Raw genomic sequence first — 20,584 nt, 5'->3', positions numbered from 1 at the left:
GATGGTCTTCTACGAGGACCACTGGGAGAGCTACGAGGATCCGGTGCTGGCCATCGAGCTGCTGCACGACGAGGCGGGCACGCCCTTCCTGCTGCTCTCCGGTCCGGAGCCCGACCTGCACTGGAAGCGGTTCACCAGCGCCGTTCGGGCGATCATGAAGGATCTCGGGGTCCAGATGTCGGTCGGGCTCAACGCGATCCCGATGGCGGTTCCGCACACCCGGCCGTGTGGCGTCACAGCGCACGCGACCCGCAAGGAGCTGCTGGTCGGCAACGACCCGTGGATCCGCCGGGTCTCGGTACCCGGCAGCGCCGGGCACCTGCTGGAGTACGAGCTCGGCCGGGCCGGGGCCGACGCAATGGGCTTCGCGGCACACGTCCCGCACTATCTGGCTCAGGCGACCTACCCGGCGGCGACGGAGGCGTTGCTCAGCGCGGTGTCGAGAGCGACCGGGCTGCTGCTGCCGCTGGACGGGCTGCGGTCCGCCGCGCTGGAGGTCCGCGGCGAGATCGACAGCCAGATCAAGGGCGGCGGCGAGGCCGCGGACGTGGTCAAGGCCATCGAGGAGCAGTACGACGCGTTCCACCGCGGCCGCGAGGGCACGAATCTGCCGGTGGTCGACGGCGACGAGCCGCTGCCGACCGGCGACGAGCTCGGTGCGGAGCTGGAACGCTTCCTCGCCGAACAGAGGGAACCGGGCGGCCCCCAGCCGAGCTGACCGGTACCGCCCCGACGGCCGCCCGCGATGTCACCGGCGCTGGTGGCCGTCCCCGTCCGGCCCCGCAGGTCCGCCGTGCGGTTCGTCGTCACCCGAGGCGGAGCGGCGGTCGTCGGTACGGCGGTCGTCGGTGCGGTCGCCGGCGGCGTCCCGCAGAGCTCCCTGATGTCGCGGGTTCCCGCCTGGCCCGTAGTGTCACGCTGCGCTGGGATCGGCCGTTCCGGCGCGCCAGCACACCCGGCCGAGCCGCACACCCCGCCCCGGCCATCCGGCCGCGGTCGTCCGCGCCGGCCCGGATGCCGGCCGCGACGACACGCCGGCCGACAACGCGACACGCCGAGCCAGCAACACTTCCCCGACATTCACGACGGGTCGCGAGCAACCCCGGGACCAGGCACTCGGCAGCCCCCACCAGCCACCCACGCGCCACGCGCACCCGACCAGACCCCCACCCCGCCCCTCACACACCGCAACCAGACCGATGTCGGCGTTGCGGGCGCACATCAGCCACGGCCATCCGGACGTGCCCATAGAGAAAAAACACCGTCCGAATGAAACGAATAGCGACTACCAAGCGTAGTCATCCCGCCTTCCGACCCCACTCCGGCGGACACGTCCCGCCAGGCCCTCCGGACGCCCCTCACCCCATCAGGACACCGCCCAGGACTTGCCGAATGGCAACCAATGGCGCCGGGAATACATTTCAGGCATCATGTCGTGATCGTGGCCCTAAAGGACTACCATCCGATCAGGCAATGCGATGTATGTGGTTTCGGTCCAGCTGGGGTACCCGGGGGGCTCGGTATGGTGCGGCGCCGCACGATGACACTTTCTGATCAGGGTCACGCCCACGGCCCCTCGGGGGCACCGGTATGAACGCCACCGCGATCGTCTCCACCAAGGCCCCGGCAAAGCCGCGGCGGAAGCGATTAAGCCGCCAGCTCCTCCTCACTGCGCACGTACTGGTCAGCGTGGGCTGGAACGGGGTCGCGCTCGGCCAGCTCGCACTGGCGGTGACGGCCTCCGTCAACGGCGACATCAGGCATCCCGCCTACGAGCTCATGCACGTATTCGACCGGGCGCTCAACATTCCACTCGCGCTGCTCACACTCGCCACCGGAATCCTGATCTCGCTGCGGACCCGCTGGGGTCTCCTGCACCACTGGTGGGTCGTGACGAAGCTGGCGATCACGGTGTTCGCCGTCATCTTCGCCGCCGGCTTCATGCGGACACTGATCGTCCGGGCCGGTGACGCCACCGCCGACGGCGAGATTCACTACAGTGCGCCGGCGGTGGCCATCATCACCGGCGCCTGCCTTATGAACGCCCTGTTCATCACGGCCACGTTCCTGTCGACGCTGAAGCCCTGGGGCCGGACCCGGCGCGGTCGGCAGGCCGGCCCTCGTCAACGCGGGCCGGTGCCCGTCTCGCCGGCCGAGACGGCGGGCGAGTCGGCGCCCGAGCCGGCGGGTGCCCCGGTGCCGTCCCCCGCCGCGACGTCCCGGGGTGGGGCCCACCTCTGACTCCCGGCGTCGGCTCCCGTCGTCCCGGCGTCGACTCCCGCCCCCCGCAGCCGATTTCCGTCACTGTCAGATACTCGTCAACTCCGATGCGCGCCCACCTGGGCGGTCTCCGGCCCGCGCGCTGGCAGGATCACGGCCACAGCCAACGGGCCTGCCGGTGAACCGCGCCGCGCACCGGAGGAGGGCCGACAGGCAGTGCCAGGACAAGACCTCCCCACGAGCGCGAGTGAGTTCGTCTCCCCGCTCACCTCGGACGACCCCCGTGTGATCGGGCCCTTCCGGATCCGCGGACGCCTCGGCGCCGGCGGCATGGGGACCGTGTACCTCGGGCACTGCCCCGATCGGCGACCCGTCGCGGTCAAGATGATCCGGGCGGACATGGCGTCCGACCGCACGTTCCGGCGACGCTTCGAACGCGAGGTCGCGGCGATGGGGCGGGTCGAGAGCCCTTACACCGCACCCCTGATCGCGGCGGACGTCGACGCGCCCCGCCCCTGGCTCGCCACCGCCTACGTGCACGGCCCCACCCTGCGCGACAGCGTGGCCCGCAACGGCCCCCTCCCACCCACCAGCGTCGCCACGCTCGCCGCCGGGATCGCCCGGGCTCTGGTCGCCATCCACGAGGCCGGTGTGATCCACCGTGACCTCAAGCCCGCCAACGTCCTGCTGGCAGTCGACGGACCGCGGGTCATCGACTTCGGTATCGCGCGGGCCGAGTTCCACTCGGGCACCATCACCACCGGGCGCATCGTCGGATCGCCCGCCTACATGTCGCCGGAACAGGCCCGCAGCGGTCGGGTCGACGCGTCGTCCGACGTCTTCGCCCTCGGTTCGGTGCTCGCCTTCGCTGCCACCGGCCGCAACGCGTTCGGGGAGGGCAACACCGCGGACGTGCTCTACCGAGTCGTCCGGGAGGAGCCGGACCTCACCGGCGTCGACGGCGAGCTGCATGCGCTCATCACCTCGTGCCTGCGCAAGACGCCCGCGCGACGACCGACGCCACGGGAGATCCTGGCCGGCTGCCACCGCCAGCCGTCCGACAGCACGCAGACGACGACCTGGCTACCGGTGCCCGTGCTCGCCGAGATAGACGAACGCCTGCGGCACCCCGCAGTGTCGGACGAGCCGGTCGAGTCCGATGAGCAGGCAGTCCCGGACGAGCCGGATGCGCCGGACAGGCGGGGCGAGCTGGGAGCACCGGGCGGGAGCGGGCCCGATGAGCGGGTCGAACGGGTCGAACGGGTCGAGCCGGCCGAGCCAGCCGGTCCGGCTCGATCCGGCCGGCACCCGCTGGTCGGGCTCTGCGCACTGGTGGGCACCGCTGCCGCGACGATCACCGTGATCGCCGTGGCACCGACCGGCAACCGACTGCCCGGTCCCTGGGACCTGCGCGGACGCGGTAGCCACACCGAGACCCCCGGGCCGGCGGGGGTGAACGGCTCCGCCGGTTCCGCGGATCGCGACGATCTGAGGGGAGGCGTTGCCGAGGCGCAGCGCGACAGCTCGACGCGATCCGGCTTCCCAGGGCAGGACGCCACCAACCGCCTTCCGCCCGCCGGGGCCGTGCCGGCCACCGGCCCGGTCGCGCCGCCGACGACCCCCCGCGCCGAGACCCGCGCGGGCGACGGTCACCGTCAGGTTACGCAGCCGGGCGATCAGCCGGGCCGAGCGGGTTCGTCCTGGCTGTTCACCTGGCCATCGGTGGGCATGGCGGGCTCGCACCCTCACCCGTCGCACCCCGAGGACGGCCCGAGCGCCACCACCGGCGGGGCACCGGCCGGCGCGGCGAGCCCGACGCCACCGGAACCGAGCGGCGACGGCCCGACACCACCGCCCACACAGTCGCACCAGGGGGTACCGGGCTCCCCGCCGGCCGGTGGCGCTGATCCAGGTGCCGGAGCCGACCCGGATCCGCGCGAGCGGCCAGGCTCCCCAGCCCCAGCCCCAGCCCCGGCCCCGGCCCCGGCGGCGACCGGAGCACCGACGGCCGCGGACCCGCCGCCCTGATCCGAAGCAGGCCCGGCGCGGGCTCAGACCGCCTGCGACGGCACCGCTGTTCCCGCCAGCAGCTCCTCGGCCGCGACCGCGAAGACCTCGCCGCCGGCCTGGCGCAGAAGGCGACGTGAGGCCTGAAGGGCACCGGCACGCTGGCCCCTCGCCGTGGCGACGGCGGCCCGCAGACGGTCGGCTGTGAGTCTGCGAGCCGGCAGCAGCACACCCGCGCCGGCCTCCACGACGCGGCGGGCGACCTCGGGCTGGTCACGGCCGAACGGCACGGCGACCACAGGCACGCCCGCGGCGACGGCCTTCTGGACGATGCCCATCCCGCTGTGGCAGACGACGGCCGCCGCCCGCTCCAGGACGGGGCCGTGCGACACGAACCGCTCGACGCGGATGTTGGGCGCCGCCGGAAGGTCGACGTGCTCGAAGGCATCGGCGAGCGTGATCAGGACCCGGACCGGCTCGTCACGCAGCGCCTCCGCCGCCGCCAGGGCGAGACGCTCGTCGCCCTGGTACTCCGTCGATGTGGTCACCAGCACCCAGGGATCGCCGGGCTCCTCCAGCCAGGCCGGCGTCTCCCCCGGCGGGTCGTAGATCTGGGCGCCCACGAAACGGATGTGGGCGGGGACGTCCGAGCGTGGGTACTCCAGCGGCTCGCCGGTCAGCACCAGCACCTGGTCGGCCTCGAGGAGGTAGTCGAGCGGGCTGGTCAGCGGGGCGAGACCCGCCCCGGCCCGCAGCTCGTTGAGCGGGGGCAGCATCGCCGCGCCGAACTGCCGGATGAGCAGCGGCCACAGCACCCTGTCGCGCAGTCGTCCCAGCGGGCCGGACGCCGGCGCGAGACCCATCCCGTACGGCGGGATGCCCTTGCCGGGCAGGGCGATCAGAGTCGGCAGGGCGATTCCCCACGGCCGCCCCGACGCCCGGGCGGCGACCGCGGCGCCATAGGCGTTGGTGTCGACGAGAATGACGTCCGGATCGGTCTCGTCGATGGCCCGGTCGAGGTCGGCACGTTCCAGCGGCCCCCGCGACATGAGCCCGGCGATCGCCTTCCGCAGCCGCGCCGCGCCACTCCCGGTGGTGGGCTCCCTGACGTCGATCTCGTCGATGCGCGGATCTGTCGGCGCGACATGCAGGCCCTGGGACCACGGGCCGTCGACGAGCTTGGCCCCGATCCGCAGGTGGACCTCGTGGCCGCGGTCGCGCAGCGCACGCAGGCCGGGCACCAGCGGAAACAGGTGGCCGGGCGCGGTGGTGCAGTAGACGAGATAACGGGCCATGGTCGCGCTCCTTCGGGCAGGGCGGTTCGCCGCCCGGCGCCGGTCGCGTGGGCGGGAGAGACAGAGTGGGCGGGAGAGACGGAGAAGGGGTCGGTGGGAGGCGGTTGCGGCGTCAGGGTGACCTGAGGCAGGCCGCGATGAGGTCCGCGACCGCGTCACGCGTCGCATCCACGGACATCGCCTGATCACGGCGTAGGACGAGCCACAGCTCGACGCCGCAGACGGCGGCGAGCCGGCCCAGCAGATCGTGCCGCCGATCCGGGGCCAGGCCTTCGAGCTCCGAGGCGAACGCCGTGGCCGTCCAGTCGCGGTGGGCACGCCGGCCGGCCTCCGCCACCTCCGCCAGGGCGGGCGAGGCATCCTGCTGGCGGATCGCCCGATCCGTCACGTCGCCCCACCGCTCGTAGTGCCGGGCGAGGCGCTCGGCGACCACCGCCGGATCGGAGACGTCCGGCACGCCTCGGGTCGCCTCGATCTGCGGCGCGATCCAGGCACTGATCGCCCGCACCAGGCCGTCCTTCGTCCCGAACCGCCTGATCACGGTCTGAACGCCGACCTCGGCGTGCTCGGCGACCATGGCAAACGTGACCTGGTCGAACGGGTGCCGTGTGAACAGGTCCGCGCCCGCGGCGAGGATGCGTTCGGTGTTCGCCGCTGCCGCCTCCGACCGCTGGCGCTGCTGGTACCCGCGGGTCGCGCTCGATTTCACGGTATGGACATTACCGCCGAATGGGGGAACACGGAACGCGGGAGGCCTGTCACGCGCGCGACGGCGGGACGAACGCCGGACCGGGGCCCGAGCACGTTCGTCACCGCCGCCGCGGGGGGGAGGGAGGATCAGTGCCCGACGGCGTCCCCCAGACGCTGGCCGCTTTCCAGCGCCGGCACGAGGCTGACCGTCGGGACCTCGAACCGGTTGGTCGTCTCGTCCAGCACGATGGCGCGGGCCGTGGCGATGTCGAACCACATGCCGACCAGCCGCAGACGTCCCTCCCGTTCGGCACGCCGCACCACGGACAGCCCGCGCAGAGCCACCAGCTGCTGGGCGACGCTGATCCGGCTCAGCTCGTCGGCGTCCGTGGGCAGGCCACCGGCCACACGTTCGGCGCGTTCGAGCGCCGGCTCGCCGTGGCGCAGCCAGCCCTCCAGATGACGCAGCGGCGCCGTACCCGGAGCCGGGGCGTGCCCGTCGCGGTCGAACAGCGCGTTGATCGCACCGCAGCCGGAATGCCCGCAGACCGCGATGGTCCGGACCCCGAGCACCTCGACGCCGTACTCGATCGCGGCCAACGTCGAATCCCCGACCGCCTGCGGCCCGGGGACGAAGGCACCGGGGGTGCGCACCGTGAACAGGTCGCCGGGGCCGCTGCTGGTGATGATGTTCGGCACCAGCCTGGAGTCGCTGCAGGTGATGAACAGAGTGGACGGACGCTGGCCCGCGCTCAGCTCGGTGAGGTACGGCTCGATCATCGGCGCGGTCCGGCGATGGAACTCGTCGACCCCGTTCAGCAGATGACTGTGATCATGATGATGGCCGTGCTGCCAGGACGACCACGGTGCCAGCCAGCGCGGTGGCCGGACGGCACCGCCCTGGCCGCCGCCGGGACGGGCACCCAGCAGGCTCGTCAGGATCCGCCGCTGCCGCGGATGGGTCGGCGCGGACGGCAACGCCAGCGGGACGGTGCCGACCGGGTCGACCGTCACCGCCGTCCCGGCGCGATGGCGATCGGCGATCCAGTCGTCCAGCATCTTGTGCGCGCCATGGTCGAGGTAGTCGACGGCGAGGTCGAGCCGGACGGGCGCCCCCGGCGGCACCTCCGCCAGCCGCCGCGACAGCCGGGGCAGCGAGAGGAAGGTCAGGGCCCCTTCCACCACGACCCGCCAGGGCGATCCGGGGCCGGTCGGCGGATGGACGTGGACCGGGGCGACCAGCGTCCGGCGCAACGCCAGCAGCAGTGCCGTGGCGACACCGAGCAGGACGCCCTCCAGCAGGTTGAGCAACACCACCCCGACGACGGTCGTCAGGTAGATGGCGAGCTCACCGTGCTTGGCGATCGCCCGGATGTGGGCCAGATCGACGAGCCGGATACCGATCACGACCAGCAGGCCGGCGAGCACGGCGAGCGGGATGCGGGCCACCACCGGCGCCAGCAGCAGCGCGAAGCCGGCCATCCACAGGCCGTGCAGGATCGCCGAGCGGCGGCTGCGGGCACCCGCGCGGACGTTGGTGGAGCTGCGGACGATGACACCGGTGACCGGAAGGCCGCCGAGCAGGCCGGAGACGGTGTTCGCGGCCCCCTGCCCCAGCAGCTCACGGTCGAGGTCGCCGCGCGGGCCGGAGTGCATCGCCTCCACCGCGACCGCGGACAGCAGCGACTCGATGCTGGCGACCAGGGCGACGGTCAGCACCGACAGCGCGACGGCACCCCACTGGCCGCTCGGGATCTCGGGCAGCTCGATCGCGCCGAGCAGATCGCCGGGCAGGGTGACCCGCGGGACGTCGAACGGCAGCGAGATGACGGTCGCGGCGGCTACCGCCGCCAGCGGCGCCGGAACGGCGGACAGCGGCCGCGGCAGTCGCGGCCACCCGACGGTCAGCAGTATCGTGATCACGCCCAGCAGCGCCGCGGCCGGAACCGACGGCGAGACGATCTCACCCGGCAGCACGACCAGGTTGTCCCACGCCGCGGAGCCGGCGGTACCGCCGAGCACGACGTGCAGCTGGCCGATGACGATCGTCAGGCCGATACCGGCCAGCATGCCGTGGACGACGGCCGGTGAGATCGCCAACGCGGCGCGGGCGACCCGGCTGAGCCCGAAGAGTATCTGCAGGACGCCGGCCGCGGCGGTGATGAAGCAGGCGACCCGCCACCCGTGGGTCACGACGATCTCGGCCACGACCGCGGTCAGCCCGGCCGCCGGCCCCGAGACCTGCAGGGGAACCCCGCCCAGGGCACCGGCGACGACGCCGCCGACCACCGCCGCGATGATGCCCGCGACCACCGGCGCTCCGGAGGCGACCGCGATACCCAGCGAAAGCGGAAGTGCCACAAGAAAGACCACGACGGATGCTTCGAGGTCATGGCGCCAGACCCCTCGCGGCGCTCCGTCGAGCGGGCCGCCGCGGTTCGGGTGACCCGCGGTGTGCGCCGTGCCCGCGGGGGCGGAGGTAGAAGTGGCGGAAGAAGCGGAGGAATTCCCCAGATCCTCGCCGATTCCCGGGAAGCTCGGGTGTTCCGAAAGCTCGGCGTCCGCCGGGCGACCGCCACGGTGCGGCTGGTCGGCACGTCGGGGACCGGTGCGAGGTCGCGGGGCACGTTCGGCCCCCGGCTGGGAATCCGTCTCCGACGGATAGGGCAACGCGGTCGGGACGGATCCCGCCGGTGGCTTGTTTCTTGGCTCGTGGTGCTCGGCGTGCACGATCGTCTCCTCGGCGAGGGCGCAACGTCAGCGTCAGGCCATCAAGATCTCGATGTTGAGTAGTACAGGTTCGAACACGTTACGTGATTTGGAGCAGGACCCCTGCCTCCACTACCACTGCGTGGCAGGAAGAATGTGCCCTCCGGGTAGATGACCCGGGCAAGAATCCGGAATAGGACGCCTAGCGCGTCACTTCGAAATCATAGGGTAGCCACCGCTCCTGACCTGGGATTAAAGGTCCGACGGCTCGGCTACCTGCGACCCGCGCCGGCTCGGGGCTTTCGACCCGGGAGCACGGGCGCGCCCAGCGGGCAGCCCACCGGCCTGCCGGGGGACAACCGGCCGGCCGGCCGCCAACCGCGACCCGCGGCGGCCAACTCGTCGATGATTGTGGCCATGCCGGACGATGGAGCGTCGCCGACCGGGGCGCGTGAGCTGACCGCGGCGCGGACCCGCCGCTGGGACGAGGTACTCGGCCTGCTGCTGGCGATGCTGCCGCCGTCGGCGGTGCGGATACGGGTCGAGGGCCGGGTGATCGAGGCCGTCGAGGCGATGGCCGGGCGCCTGGGCGCGGCGCTCGACGCAGCCGGCCGGCCCTGCACCCGGGCCCACCATCCCGCCGCGGACCGCCCGCCGGCTCTCCCCTCGACCGCACCGATCCCGGCCACCGGACCCCTCCCGGCCACCGCGACGCTCAGCATCGCGACGCTCAGCATCGCGACGCTCGGCACCGCGACGCTCGGCACCGCGACGCTCGGCACCGCGACGCTCGGCACCGCGACGCTCGGCACCGCGACGCTCGGCACCGCGACGCTCGGCACCGCGACGCTCGGCACCGCGACGCTCGGCACCGCGACGCTCGGCACCGCGGCAAGCGCGGCCGGCGCCGCGGACGACACGACGGACGGACCCGCCGACATCGTGATCGGCCTGCGGACCCGCTCCACCGGCGACGACGACCTCGATGGCCGCGCGGACGTCGTCGTCGACCTGCATGATCTCAGCTGGCCGGTGATCCGGCGGGTTGCGGACCGGCTCGGCGTCGCCGACACCTGGCACGTCAGCGAGAGCCGGGCCTTCTTCGCGATTCGCGCCACCACGTGGGACTCGAGGTTCGGCGACGACGCGGCCGCCTACGCCGCCGCGGTCGCCGACCTGGCGCCGGGGGCCGGCGCGGTCGTCGTCGACGTCGGCTGTGGCACCGGACGGGCCCTTCCCCCGCTACGGGCAGCGGTCGGGACGCGCGGCGTGGTGCTCGGTCTCGACGTCACCCCGCAGATGCTCGAGGTCGCGAGAGACCAGGGCCGGGCGCGGCCCGGCGAGCTGCTGCTCGGCGACGCCCGCCGACTCCCCCTGGCGTCCGGCCGGGTCGACGCGGTGTTCGCGGCCGGGCTCGTCCATCACCTTCCGGACATCCGGGCCGGGCTGGCCGAGCTGGCCCGGGTCTGCCGGCCCGGCGGCCGCCTGGCGATCTTCCACCCCTCGGGGCGCGCCGCGCTGGCCGCCCGGCACGGCCGCACCCTCCGCCCCGACGAGCCGCTCGCCCCCGGCCAGCTGGGCCCGCTGCTCGCCGCCGCGGGCTGGCGCCTGGACCACCACGACGACGCCTCGCACCGCTTTCTCGCACTCGCCTCCCGCACGAGCGACTGACCGGCCGACCGGCTGGGCCTCCGCACCACTGCCACTGCCGCGCGCCCGAACGCGAACGCGCCGGGAAACGGCCCGGCAGTCGGGAGAACGACGCCGCTACCAGCCAAAACACGTCACCCGCCCGACACATCCCGACAAATATTGATGCCACAGTCGGACAGGCCGCAGCCACCGTCGGTCGGACCACCGCCCACGAACGTGAGACCGCGGCACTTCACCCCGCACGCACCATCGGCCGTCAGGCCAGGCAACAAGGAGGAGTGATGTCCGGGTTCCTTTACCGGGTGGGACGATCGGCCGCGGGCCGGCCCTGGCGCGTGATCGGCGCATGGGTCGTCGCGCTCGTCGTGGCGACGGTGCTCGCCGCCCAGCTGGGAGGCGAGCCGCACGACGACTACGACGCGCCGGGCACCGCCTCCCAACGCGGCACCGACCTGCTGCGCGCCGAGTTCCCGGCGCTCGCGGAGGCCCAGGCCCGGGTGGTGCTGCACACCCGGGACGGCAGCCCGGTCGCGACCGGCCTCACGGACACCGTCGCGCGGCGGCTGGCCGACGTCCCGGCGGTCGTGGTCGTCAGCCCGCCACAGCTCTCCGCCGACGGCGACACCGCGATGTTCACCCTGAACTACGACCGCCCGGTCACCGATCTCGGCGGCAGCGAAGCCGTCGACCATCTCGTCGACGCGGTCGCACCCGCGGCCCAGGCCGGGCTGACCACCGAGTTCGGCGGCGAGGTCGCCGAGAACGTGCAGGAGGTCAGCGGCACCGCCGAGGCGGTTGGCATCGCGTTCGCGCTGGTCATCCTGCTGCTCGCGTTCGGATCGATCATCGCGGCCGGAGTGCCGCTGGCGGTGGCGCTGATCGGTCTCGGCATCGGCAGCGCCGGCATAACGCTCATCGCGGCCGGCATCGACGTCAGCACCATCGCACCGACCCTCGCCTCGATGGTCGGTATCGGTGTCGGCATCGACTACGCGCTGCTGCTGGTCACCCGGCACGTCGAGGGGCTGCGCAACGGCCTGAGCGTGCCGGAGGCCGCGGGCCGCGCCAACGGCACCGCCGGTGTCTCCGTGCTCTTCGCCGGGGTGACGGTCGTGCTCTCGCTGATGGGCCTGCGCCTCGTCGGGCTCAACACGTACGTCACGACCGGCTTCACCACCGCGGCGGTGGTGGTGACGGTCGTCGTCACCGCTCTCACCCTCGTCCCGGCGCTGTGCGGCCTCGCGGGGACCCGGCTGCTCGGCCGTCGCGCCCGCGCCGCCCTCAATGCCTCGGCGCAGGCCGACGCACCTGTGGCCACGGCCCAGGACACAGCCGACCGCTCAGCTCCGCCGAAGCCGGGGCCGAGGTCGCAGCCGGAGCCGCAGTCCCAGTCGCACTCTCACTCGCACTCGCACTCGCACTCGCACTCGCAGCAACGACGCACGCTGACCGCGGCCTGGGCCGAGCGGGTCGGGCGACGTCCGCTGCCTTGGGCGATCGGTGCCCTGCTGCTTCTGCTGCTGCTCGCCGCGCCCATCCTCGGCATGCGCACCTGGCCGCAGGATGCCGGCAGCCAGCCGGACTCCACCTACCAGCGCCGCGCCTACGACCTGATCGCCGCCGAGTACGGCCCCGGCGCGAACGGCCCGCTGATCGTCGCGGCCGACCTGCGCAGGATCCCCGCCGCCGACCTCGACGGCCTGGTTGACCGCCTCGCCGCCACCCCGGATGTCGCCGCGGTCGCCGAACCGGTGGTCGCGCCGAGCGGCGACGCGGCGGTGATCATCGTGACGCCGACGGTCGGGCCGAGCGACGAACGCGCCGCGCAGCTCGTACGAACGCTGCGCGCCGAGGTGCTGCCGGCAGGCGTCGAGATCACCGGCCTGACCGCCGTCTACACCGACCTGTCGCGCTGGATGTCCGACCGGCTGTGGTGGGTGGTCGGATTCGTCGTGGGTGTCTCCTTGTTGCTCCTGACGCTCGTGTTCCGCTCACCGGTCGTCGCGCTGAAGGCGGCGGTGATGAACCTGCTCTCGATCGCGGCCGCGTACGGCGTCGTGACCGTGGTCTTCCAGTGGGGCTGGGGGACGGATCTGCTCGGTCTGCCGCACAGCGTGCCGATGTCGAGCTGGCTGCCGGTGTTGATGTTCACGGTGCTGTTCGGGCTGAGCATGGACTACGAGGTGTTCCTGCTCTCCCGGATCCGCGAGGACTACCTGGCGACCGGCGACCCGCACGGCAGCGTCGTGCGGGGGCTCGCCTCCACCGGCCGAGTGATCAGCTCCGCCGCACTGATCATGATCGCGGTGTTCGCCGGCTTCGCGCTCGACCCGGACGTCACCGTGAAGATGATCGGCTTCGGGATGGCGGTCGCCGTGCTCGTCGACGCGACCGTCATCCGCATGATCATGGTGCCGGCCACCATGGCGCTGCTCGGCCGGCTGAACTGGTGGCTGCCCGGCTGGCTCGACCGCGTACTGCCGCACCTGGACGTCCACGGCAGTGGCCCCGCGGCGCCGTCAACGCCCCGCCCCGACAGCGAGCCCGCGGCCGACAGCCTGGGCCTGCCCGCCGTCGGCCACACGCATCTCCCCCTGCCCCGGCAGCAGGATCCACTGGCGCCCCTCGACGAGACCGACCAGCAGCAACCCGACCCGATCGGCCGGTGATCCGGGGCGCGCGCCCACGCTGTTCGGTGTTCGGTCAACACCGAACACCGAACAGCGCACAAGGTGGAGCGCCGTCCGTATCTGCCAGCGGACCGCACCTGTCAGGTCCCACGATCAGGCAGGTGGACGGCGCTCCGCTCCCGGGCACGGTCGTACAGCGCCGCGACCAGGCGTGCGGCACCATAGAAGATCACCGCGACCGACAGCCAGCCCACCACCTCGACGGTCGGGTCGCCCCAGCCCTCGACCTTCGCCTCGGCAGGGCGACCGCCGCCTGCCGACCATGATCGACTCCATTTTGCGCACCGATCCCGCCGAGAAGGTGGGCGGCGACGTCCCGTCGGTGTCGCCTACTTCGGTTCGGCCCAGGAGGAGGGGGGTGGGCCCGCCGGCCCGCCCGGGTCCGACGGCTGGGGAGCGGCGGGCGCCGCCGGAGCCGCCACCGGCCCGACACCGACCGCCGATCCGAATCCGGCCAACGGCCCGGGAGCTGGCGCCGGCCCGGGAGCTGGCGCTGGTCCGAAACCGGTCGCCGGCCCGGCGCTGACCGCTGGTTCCGGGATGCGCGCGGCCGGCCCGCCCGGCGGAACTTCCGCTGCCGGGCCCGGCGGGAGTTCGGAGGACCCGCGTGGTGGTGGCAGCAGTGGCCGCGGATCGATCCTCGCACGCAGCGCGCTCGCCCGGCCGTTGCTGTTCCGCAGCCCCTGGCGAATCTCCGCGACGAGCCGCCAGGCACGCGTGGCGTCGGGCTCGAACGCGCCCTCGCCGGCGAACCGGGCCATCTCGGCCAGCGCCGCGAGCTCGCGCAGTGGCTGTTCGGCCGCCGCGGTGGTCGGCCGCTGCCCGGCCAGGCGGAGCACCTCGCGGTAGGTCAGCGCCCGCGAGCGGGAAACGCCCTGTTCGGCGAGCCTGTCCCTGGCCTCGTGCCAGGCGCCGCGCGCCCGGTCGCCGGGGGTGCCGCGGCTGCGTGCCGCACGGCGGCGCGCCTTCTCGCCGATGATCAGCGACAGGGTGGCCAGGACCAGCCCCAGCAGGGAGACCACGGCGATGAGCAGAGTCCACGCGAGGACACGACCAGTTCCGCCTCCCGCGCCGCCGCCGGCGTCGGACGGCGGATCCACACCCGGTGGCTCGAGCGGCTTCAACGACGTCGGGGCCTCGATGCTCCTCCCGCCCAGTGGCATCGGCTCCACGGTCGGCGCCCGGTGGCGCAGGTCGCTGATGTCGGTCGGCTCGAAGGAGACCCAGCCGATGCCCGCGAGCAGGACCTCCGGCCAGGCGTGTGCCTGCCAGTTCGTGACGGTGAACGCACCGTCGGTGGTCACCCGGTTACGGTCCAGCAGGTAGCCGACGGCGACCCGGGTCGGGAAGCCCAGTGCGCGGGCCAGCGCGGCGAACGCGGTGGCGTGCTGCTCGGCATACCCGTGCGAGTCGGCCTCCTGCTGCGGATTGAGGAAGTCGTTCAGAACGCCGTAGGAGTGCCCCGGGGAGGCGGACAGGTCATACGGATAGTCGGGCCCGGCGAGCGCCTTCTGGAGGGCGTCGAGCTGCTGGTAGGGCGTGCGGGCATCGCCGATCAGCCGTTTGGCGGTCACCTCCAGCCAGCTCGGCCTGCCTGGCAGGGTCGTGTAGGGCTCGGCCGCGGGGCCGGTGGCGGGGACGGCCTCGGCCAGCGCCCGCTGGCTGGGGCGCGGTACCTGCATGACCAGCTCGACACGGTCACCTCGTGCGGGCGTGGCGAGTGCGGCGAGTGATCCGGAGGACGGCTGGAAGACGAGATCGGGCGCGTCTACGCTCCCGCCGGCCTGCGCGGCTCCGGCGGCCTCGGCGGCCGGGTGGTAGGTGACGGACGTGGGCTGGCCGAACGTCGGAAGCAGGTCACTGCCGGCCGCGCGGAACGTGACCTCGGCACGCACGGTGACCGAGGTGGACGGTCGCACCGACGACCCGTCGGAGGTCGGAAGCTTCTCGTCGACCCGGACGAACTGGCCATCGTCGCGCCAGCTGGCGCCGTCGAAGTCACCGAGCGCGGCGATCCGCACCCGGGTGTCGACGGCCGCCGGCCTGCCGGTCTTCGGGTCGTCGGCCGGTCGCACGGTGAAGACCTCATGCTCCGCGTCGACCAGCTGGGCACGCACCTGGACGAGCGGGTTGAGTGCTGTGACGTTCTCGACCGGCGGGCGAACGTGCTCACGCGGGTCGAACCGGGCCGCGACAGGCAGCTGGCGGCCGATCGCCGTCGCCAGCAGGGTGACGACCACGACGACGACCACTGTCACCACAAGTGATCCGGTCAGCGCACGTCGCGCTCGGCCCGGAGATCCGTCCGGACCACCGGGCCCGCCAAGCCCGTCGGGACCACCCGCCGGGCCGGTCGCCGGGCCGGTCGCCGGGCCGGTCGCCGGGCCGGGAGCCGCCAGCGGCCGCGCTGCTCGCAGCGCCGCCACGGCCATCGCCAGCAGGATGAAGACGCCGGTGAGCAGCACCGGCGACGGCCGCCAGCCGCCGAGGGCGAGGGTGGCCGCGGTGACGCCGTCGCCGGCGTCGCCGACCAGCAGCAGCACACCGATCAGTCCGACGAGCGGCGGCAGCAGCGGGAGCAGGGTGTTCTCGGTGCGCACGACCAGGACGACCGCGAGGTGGGCTGCCACCCAGAGCAGCGCGCCCAGCGGTATCAGCAGCACCGCGCGTGGCTCGGCCGGAACGGCGGCGGCCAGGACCCTCGGCCAGCCGACCCGCAGGCCGCTCACCAGCAGGTCCACGTTCCCTGCGGTCAGGACGAGTCCGTAGAGCATGCCGCTGACGAGACCGAGCAGCCAGACCAGTTCGAGCCTCGCCACCAGTTGGGCAGTGAGCCAGGCGACCAGCGCGGCGGCCACGACGGCACCGGCGAGCGGTGCCAGGTAGCGCATCCCGGCGAACAGCCGGCCGGCGACCAGCGCGGCCGGCAGGCAGGCGAGCGCGACGAGCACGGCCTGGGCGATCCGGTCACGGCCCCGCTGGTGCGGCCGCAGTGACCGCGGCCACCGGAACGGGTGACGCCGCTGGGATGGCTGCGACGGCTGGGAAGCTCGGGGCGGCTGGGACTGGGACCACGGGGAAGGATGGGCGGGACGGAGCTTGTCCGTCGGGCTGGTCACCGGGCCGCCCCCGCCCCGGATGTCCACTCGGCCGCGAAGGCCTCGCTGGTACGCGCGTGGACGACCAGCGCACCCGACACCGTCGGCCGCCCCTGCGGCTCCCCGACCAGCACCAGGCTGACCATCGCGAACCGGGGTCTGACCTTCGTCACGGCGGCCAGCTGCCCGGCCGCGGGCTGACCGGTGACCGCCCCGAGGGCCACCCCGGGCTCACCGGGAACCATCGCGGCGAGCGCGGCCAGTCCCGGGTCGCCCTCGCGGGGCGAGACGGCCGCGAGCAGGTCCAGTGCCGCGTCGAGGGACTCGCGGCCGTGACCAGCCGCCACCTGCTCGCCACCGGTGGTGCGCAGCACGACCGGGAAGCCATGGGTATGCCCCGAGACCACCAGCGACGCCACAATGCGCACCGCGTCCTCGAACGCGTCACCCGCGTAGGACGCCGCGCTGGTGTCCAGCACCACCAGCATCGTGGGGTCGTTGGGGATCACGTTGTGCCGCACCATCTTCTTTCGCAGCTTCGCCGTCGACGGCCAGTGGATCAGGCGCGGATCGTCCCCACGGACGTACTCCCGCAGCGAATGGAAGGCGACGCCGCCGCGCGGGGCGGCGTCCGAGGTCGGGCCTTCCAGGTCGGGCGAGCCACCGGTCGGCAACGGCGGGATGGCGTGCACCCGCGGGCGTACCCGCAGGACGGAGCGCTGCGGCAACGCCCGGCCCACATGGACCAGCCGCAGCGGGTCGCTGTGCGCGATGACCAGCGGGCCGATCTCGAACACGCCGCGCCGCGGGGTGGGGATCGGGTAGGTGCGCCGCGCCGACCCGCCGGCGGCGAGCGCGGGCAACGCGACGCCCACCGATCTGCCGGCCACCCGCTCCTGTGCCTGGGCGGGTGGGCAGCGCCGGCTGGCGATGTTGGTGATGGTCAGCTGGGCGAAGGCGGGCTCGCCCTCGACGACCCGTGCCGGATGGATCTCCCGGGAGATCGTCACGTTCGGCGTGACGAGCAGCCAGGCGCCGGCGACCAGCAGGGAAAGGGTCGCGGCGGCAGCCACGACGACCAGCTCGGGGTATCCCAACGCGACCCCGGCGATACCCAGGAACGCCGCCACGAAGGCGACCGCGACCCCGGTCCCAGTAATCATCTCCCCGGCCGCCGTCAGTCCGGCACCCGGGCCGACGCGACGATCGCGCGCAGGAGCCGTTCGGGGGTGGTGCCGGCCAGCTCCGCCTCCGGGCGAAGCAGCACGCGGTGGGCCAGCACGGGCAGGACGAGGTCCTTCACGTGGTCGGGGGTGACGAACCAGGAGCCGCGGGCGGCGGCGTGCGCCTGCGCGGCGACGGCCAGCGTGAGCGCGCCACGCGGGCTCACGCCGAGGCGCACATCCGGATGCGTCCGAGTGGCCACGACGATGTCGAGGATGTAGTGGACGACCGGCTGCGCCAGGTAGACCCGGTGCACCAGATCGGTCATCTGGTGGATCTCCGCGGCCGGGACAACGGGGGCCAGGTCCACGACGGAATGGCCGGCGGCCCGGTTCAGGATCATCTCGGCCTCGGGGCCGTAGTCCGGGTACCCCATCGTCAGACGCGCCATGAACCGGTCGATCTGGGCTTCGGGCAGGTCGTACGTACCGCCGTGCTCGACCGGGTTCTGCGTCGCGATCACCAGGAACGGCCGTGGCACCGGATGGGTCGCGCCGTCCACGGTGACCTGCCGCTCCTCCATCACCTCCAGCAGCGCCGACTGGGTCTTCGGGGACGCCCTGTTGATCTCGTCCGCGAGGACGACGTTCCCGAACACGGCTCCCCGGCGGAACTCGAACCCGCTGGTCTGCTCGTTCCAGATCGACACCCCGGTGATGTCGGTGGGCAGCAGGTCCGGGGTGCACTGGATACGGCGGCTGGTGCCGCCGTCGAGGGAGCCGGCCAGGGCCTTCGCCAGCGAGGTCTTGCCCACGCCGGGGACGTCCTCGATGAGCAGGTGCCCCTCGGCGGCCAGGCAGGTCACGGCCAGCCGGATCACGTCCGTCTTGCCGCGGATGACCCGCTCGACGTTCTCGACGATCCTGTTGCAGCGATCGGCGAACCAGGCCACCTCCGATGGCGTCACAGCCGCACGCTGCCTGATCGGATCCGGCATTTCTCCTGCCTCTGTTCGGGGTCGTCTACGTGTCGGGGTCGGCTGTTCGTCGGGATGGACCGGCCCTCGAGCCGGTGGGCGAAGGCGCGCGTCAGCGGTACACGACCACCGCCAACAGGACCAGCGCCGCGATCAGGGTGACCAGGCCGAACACGACAAGTGCGCCCCGCACGCCAGCCCGCGGATCCGCCCCGTCCCGCAGGCTGGCCACCAGCGGGCCAGCGGTGACAGACGGATCAGCGGTAGCGGACGGGCCTGTGGGCACAGCACCAGCCGGCTCGGGTTCGACGCCCGGTCCACCCGTGGGTGACCGCTCGGCCAGCACCCAGGTGGACGGTTCGGCAGGTGGGCCGCTGGTAGCAGCAGGCTCGGCCGCCGGCCCCCAGGTGGGCGTCTCGACGAACGGCCTGTCCGTTGCCGCCTCGGCGGCCGGTCCCGTCGTCCGGGGCTGACCGGCTGGCTGGCTGTCGGACGACCTCTGGCCAGGGCGCCCCATGCGTGAATCCGGCGCGATCGGCGGACTCGCGTGGTGAGGCACAGGAGTGTCCGCGGCGGGGGCGGTGTAGCCAAGCGCCGCGGCCTGGATGTCGGTCTCAAGAAAGGCCTGAAAACCGGCCCGGGTCAGCCAGTCCTTCCCCCAGGATTCCGCCGCCGCGGTAGCGAGCTCGAACGCGAACTCCCGGGCGTTCTGGTGACGCTCGGACGGGGCGTAGGCCAACGCCGTCCAGATCACCCGGTTGACCTTCTCTGGGACCCGGCCGGCATGGTTCGCACTGGCTGGTTCCGGGCCCATCCCGGAAACCGTCATTCGGCCGTTGAACAGCTCGAAGGCGACGAGACCCAGCGCATAGACGTCCGCACTCGGATACAGCGGGTCGGTTCGGAACTGCTCAGGAGCCATGTATCGCGGCGTGCCAGCCGGATGCAGGGTGTGCACCCCGGAGTCCTCGAGGTCACGCGCGATTCCGAAGTCGGTCAGTTTCGGTCGGCCGTCCTCGGTGAACAGAATGTTCGCCGGTTTGACGTCCCGGTGCAGGACCCTGCGGTCGTGGGCCGCGGCGAGTGCCGTGGCCACCGCCAGCACGACCGCGCACGACCACTCGGGCGACCGGATGCCCTGGATGAGGCGATCGCCCAGCGTGCCACCGGGCAGCAACTCCATCACGATGAGGATCACGGTCAGACCCGGTGCGGCCACCCCGGGCGGCCGTGGGGCACGGAGCGTTCCAGGCGCCTCGAATCCCGGCCGTGGTTCAAAGGAGAGGTTGACGGGGATCGCGCGATGGATGCCGACGATGTGAGGGTGGTTGACGCTGGCCAGCAGTCTCGCCTCACGCAGCGCCTCGGCCTGGGCGTCCTGACCGCCGCTGAACGCACTGGGATCCACCACCTTGACGGCGACCTGGCGGCCCAGCTCGTCGGCGCATTCGAAGACGACACCGAAGGCTCCCCGGCCCAGCAGCCCGTCGACCCGGAATCCCGGTAACGCCAGACCCAGCCAGGCACGTAACCATGCCGGCTCGGAGATCATGCCCCGGTCTCGCTGGTGGACGTCCTACATGAGCACGGCCCGTGAAACGGACGGAACGAAGCTGCGACCCTCACCCGCACAGCGACGGGAATCCACCCCGCGACGGGCGGACGCACACGGGAAACCGCTGCGCCGGCCCACCGCCCGGCTGCCCGCATGCGGCGCCCCCATGTTCCCAGTTGTCAGCCCGGATACACGCGAAGCGCCGGCCCACGCACCGCATCCCGCACAGGACGGCATCCCGACAAATAGCTGTATACGGAACACAACCTGCGCGATCAGCATAGTGGTGTGCCGGTCCCCTGCGCCCCGGCCCCCGTGGCCCGGGATGTCAGGACCGCCTCGACCTCGACCGGGGTACCGGCCGGCGTATGCACGAGCGCGTTGCGGACAAGGTTGCCGACCGACTGGCGCAGCCGCGGCTCATCACCGGTGATCTCCAGCAGCGGCGCCACCTCGCCGGTGATCGTGCGGGTGGGTGCAGCAGCCGGTACTTGAGCTGGGGCCGGCCGTGCGCCGGGCCGGCCGTG

12 protein-coding genes and 1 pseudogene are annotated in these 20,584 nt (G+C 73.0%); 5 read left to right on the top strand and 8 right to left on the bottom strand.

The window, feature by feature from the left end; all coding sequences use genetic code 11:
- From FREUN1FDRAFT_RS30725 to FREUN1FDRAFT_RS40290, 3 genes are all read left to right on the top strand, one after another.
- A partial coding sequence (locus tag FREUN1FDRAFT_RS30725; RefSeq protein WP_006544215.1) for a proteasome assembly chaperone family protein occupies positions 1-718 on the top strand: 718 nt, incomplete at its 5' end.
- 872 nt (positions 719-1,590) lie between these two features.
- Entirely contained in the window at positions 1,591-2,241 is a 651-nt protein-coding gene (locus tag FREUN1FDRAFT_RS30720) for a hypothetical protein (protein ID WP_006544214.1), read from the top strand.
- 195 nt (positions 2,242-2,436) lie between these two features.
- Complete coding sequence (locus FREUN1FDRAFT_RS40290) at positions 2,437-4,248, top strand: serine/threonine-protein kinase (RefSeq protein ID WP_006544213.1); 1,812 nt, start codon at positions 2,437-2,439, stop codon at positions 4,246-4,248.
- Positions 4,249-4,271: 23 nt separating this feature from the next.
- On the opposite strand, the gene FREUN1FDRAFT_RS30710 is transcribed toward FREUN1FDRAFT_RS40290, so the two are convergent.
- From FREUN1FDRAFT_RS30710 to FREUN1FDRAFT_RS30700, 3 genes are all read right to left on the bottom strand, one after another.
- Positions 4,272-5,522, bottom strand: coding sequence for a nucleotide disphospho-sugar-binding domain-containing protein (locus tag FREUN1FDRAFT_RS30710; protein WP_006544212.1), 1,251 nt, complete (start codon positions 5,520-5,522; stop codon positions 4,272-4,274).
- 112 nt (positions 5,523-5,634) lie between these two features.
- Positions 5,635-6,231 carry a TetR/AcrR family transcriptional regulator gene (locus FREUN1FDRAFT_RS30705; RefSeq protein WP_006544211.1) on the bottom strand — a complete coding sequence of 199 codons (597 nt, stop codon included), beginning with the start codon at positions 6,229-6,231 and terminating at the stop codon, positions 5,635-5,637.
- A 128-nt stretch (positions 6,232-6,359) separates the two neighbouring features.
- A complete protein-coding gene (locus FREUN1FDRAFT_RS30700) occupies positions 6,360-8,942 on the bottom strand; it encodes a SulP family inorganic anion transporter (protein ID WP_006544210.1) in 2,583 nt (860 codons plus the stop codon).
- A 396-nt stretch (positions 8,943-9,338) separates the two neighbouring features.
- Here FREUN1FDRAFT_RS30700 and FREUN1FDRAFT_RS42230 point away from each other — a divergent pair, with 396 nt between their 5' ends.
- Both FREUN1FDRAFT_RS42230 and FREUN1FDRAFT_RS30690 read left to right on the top strand, forming a co-directional pair.
- Entirely contained in the window at positions 9,339-10,592 is a 1,254-nt protein-coding gene (locus FREUN1FDRAFT_RS42230; RefSeq protein ID WP_232295488.1) for a class I SAM-dependent methyltransferase, read from the top strand.
- Positions 10,593-10,855: 263 nt separating this feature from the next.
- Complete coding sequence (locus FREUN1FDRAFT_RS30690) at positions 10,856-13,243, top strand: MMPL family transporter (protein WP_006544208.1); 2,388 nt, start codon at positions 10,856-10,858, stop codon at positions 13,241-13,243.
- Positions 13,244-13,593: 350 nt separating this feature from the next.
- On the opposite strand, the gene FREUN1FDRAFT_RS30685 is transcribed toward FREUN1FDRAFT_RS30690, so the two are convergent.
- The 5 genes and pseudogenes from FREUN1FDRAFT_RS30685 to FREUN1FDRAFT_RS44410 form a co-directional block, all read right to left on the bottom strand.
- On the bottom strand, positions 13,594-16,383 hold the full coding sequence (locus FREUN1FDRAFT_RS30685) for a transglutaminase domain-containing protein (RefSeq protein ID WP_157475612.1): 2,790 nt from the start codon (positions 16,381-16,383) through the stop codon (positions 13,594-13,596).
- Positions 16,380-17,525 carry a DUF58 domain-containing protein gene (locus FREUN1FDRAFT_RS30680; RefSeq protein WP_006544206.1) on the bottom strand — a complete coding sequence of 382 codons (1,146 nt, stop codon included), beginning with the start codon at positions 17,523-17,525 and terminating at the stop codon, positions 16,380-16,382. Before FREUN1FDRAFT_RS30680 ends, FREUN1FDRAFT_RS30685 begins: the two co-directional genes overlap by 4 nt.
- 14 nt (positions 17,526-17,539) lie before the next feature.
- Positions 17,540-18,523 (bottom strand): MoxR family ATPase, encoded by a 984-nt coding sequence (locus tag FREUN1FDRAFT_RS30675; RefSeq protein ID WP_006544205.1) that lies wholly within the window; start codon positions 18,521-18,523, stop codon positions 17,540-17,542.
- A gap of 91 nt (positions 18,524-18,614) precedes the next feature.
- On the bottom strand, positions 18,615-20,054 hold the full coding sequence (locus tag FREUN1FDRAFT_RS30670) for a serine/threonine-protein kinase (RefSeq protein WP_006544204.1): 1,440 nt from the start codon (positions 20,052-20,054) through the stop codon (positions 18,615-18,617).
- Between the two features lie 278 nt (positions 20,055-20,332).
- Positions 20,333-20,584: pseudogene (locus tag FREUN1FDRAFT_RS44410) on the bottom strand (ATP-binding protein); the annotation flags it as partial.

The organism is Parafrankia sp. EUN1f (assembly GCF_000177675.1).
GTDB lineage: Bacteria > Actinomycetota > Actinomycetes > Frankiales > Frankiaceae > Parafrankia.
Note: the sequence above shows the minus strand (reverse complement) of the source record. Positions and strands in the feature narration are given on the sequence as shown.

What these genes read in the sequence shown, in the direction of transcription:
- FREUN1FDRAFT_RS30720 (WP_006544214.1), top strand. Translation starts at nt 1,591, where the DNA reads ATGAACGCCACCGCGATCGTCTCCACCAAGGCCCCGGCAAAGCCGCGG.
- FREUN1FDRAFT_RS30710 (WP_006544212.1), bottom strand. Translation starts at nt 5,522, where the DNA reads ATGGCCCGTTATCTCGTCTACTGCACCACCGCGCCCGGCCACCTGTTT.
- FREUN1FDRAFT_RS42230 (WP_232295488.1), top strand. Translation starts at nt 9,339, where the DNA reads ATGCCGGACGATGGAGCGTCGCCGACCGGGGCGCGTGAGCTGACCGCG.
- FREUN1FDRAFT_RS30690 (WP_006544208.1), top strand. Translation starts at nt 10,856, where the DNA reads ATGTCCGGGTTCCTTTACCGGGTGGGACGATCGGCCGCGGGCCGGCCC.
- FREUN1FDRAFT_RS30680 (WP_006544206.1), bottom strand. Translation starts at nt 17,525, where the DNA reads ATGATTACTGGGACCGGGGTCGCGGTCGCCTTCGTGGCGGCGTTCCTG.
- FREUN1FDRAFT_RS30675 (WP_006544205.1), bottom strand. Translation starts at nt 18,523, where the DNA reads ATGCCGGATCCGATCAGGCAGCGTGCGGCTGTGACGCCATCGGAGGTG.
- FREUN1FDRAFT_RS30670 (WP_006544204.1), bottom strand. Translation starts at nt 20,054, where the DNA reads ATGATCTCCGAGCCGGCATGGTTACGTGCCTGGCTGGGTCTGGCGTTA.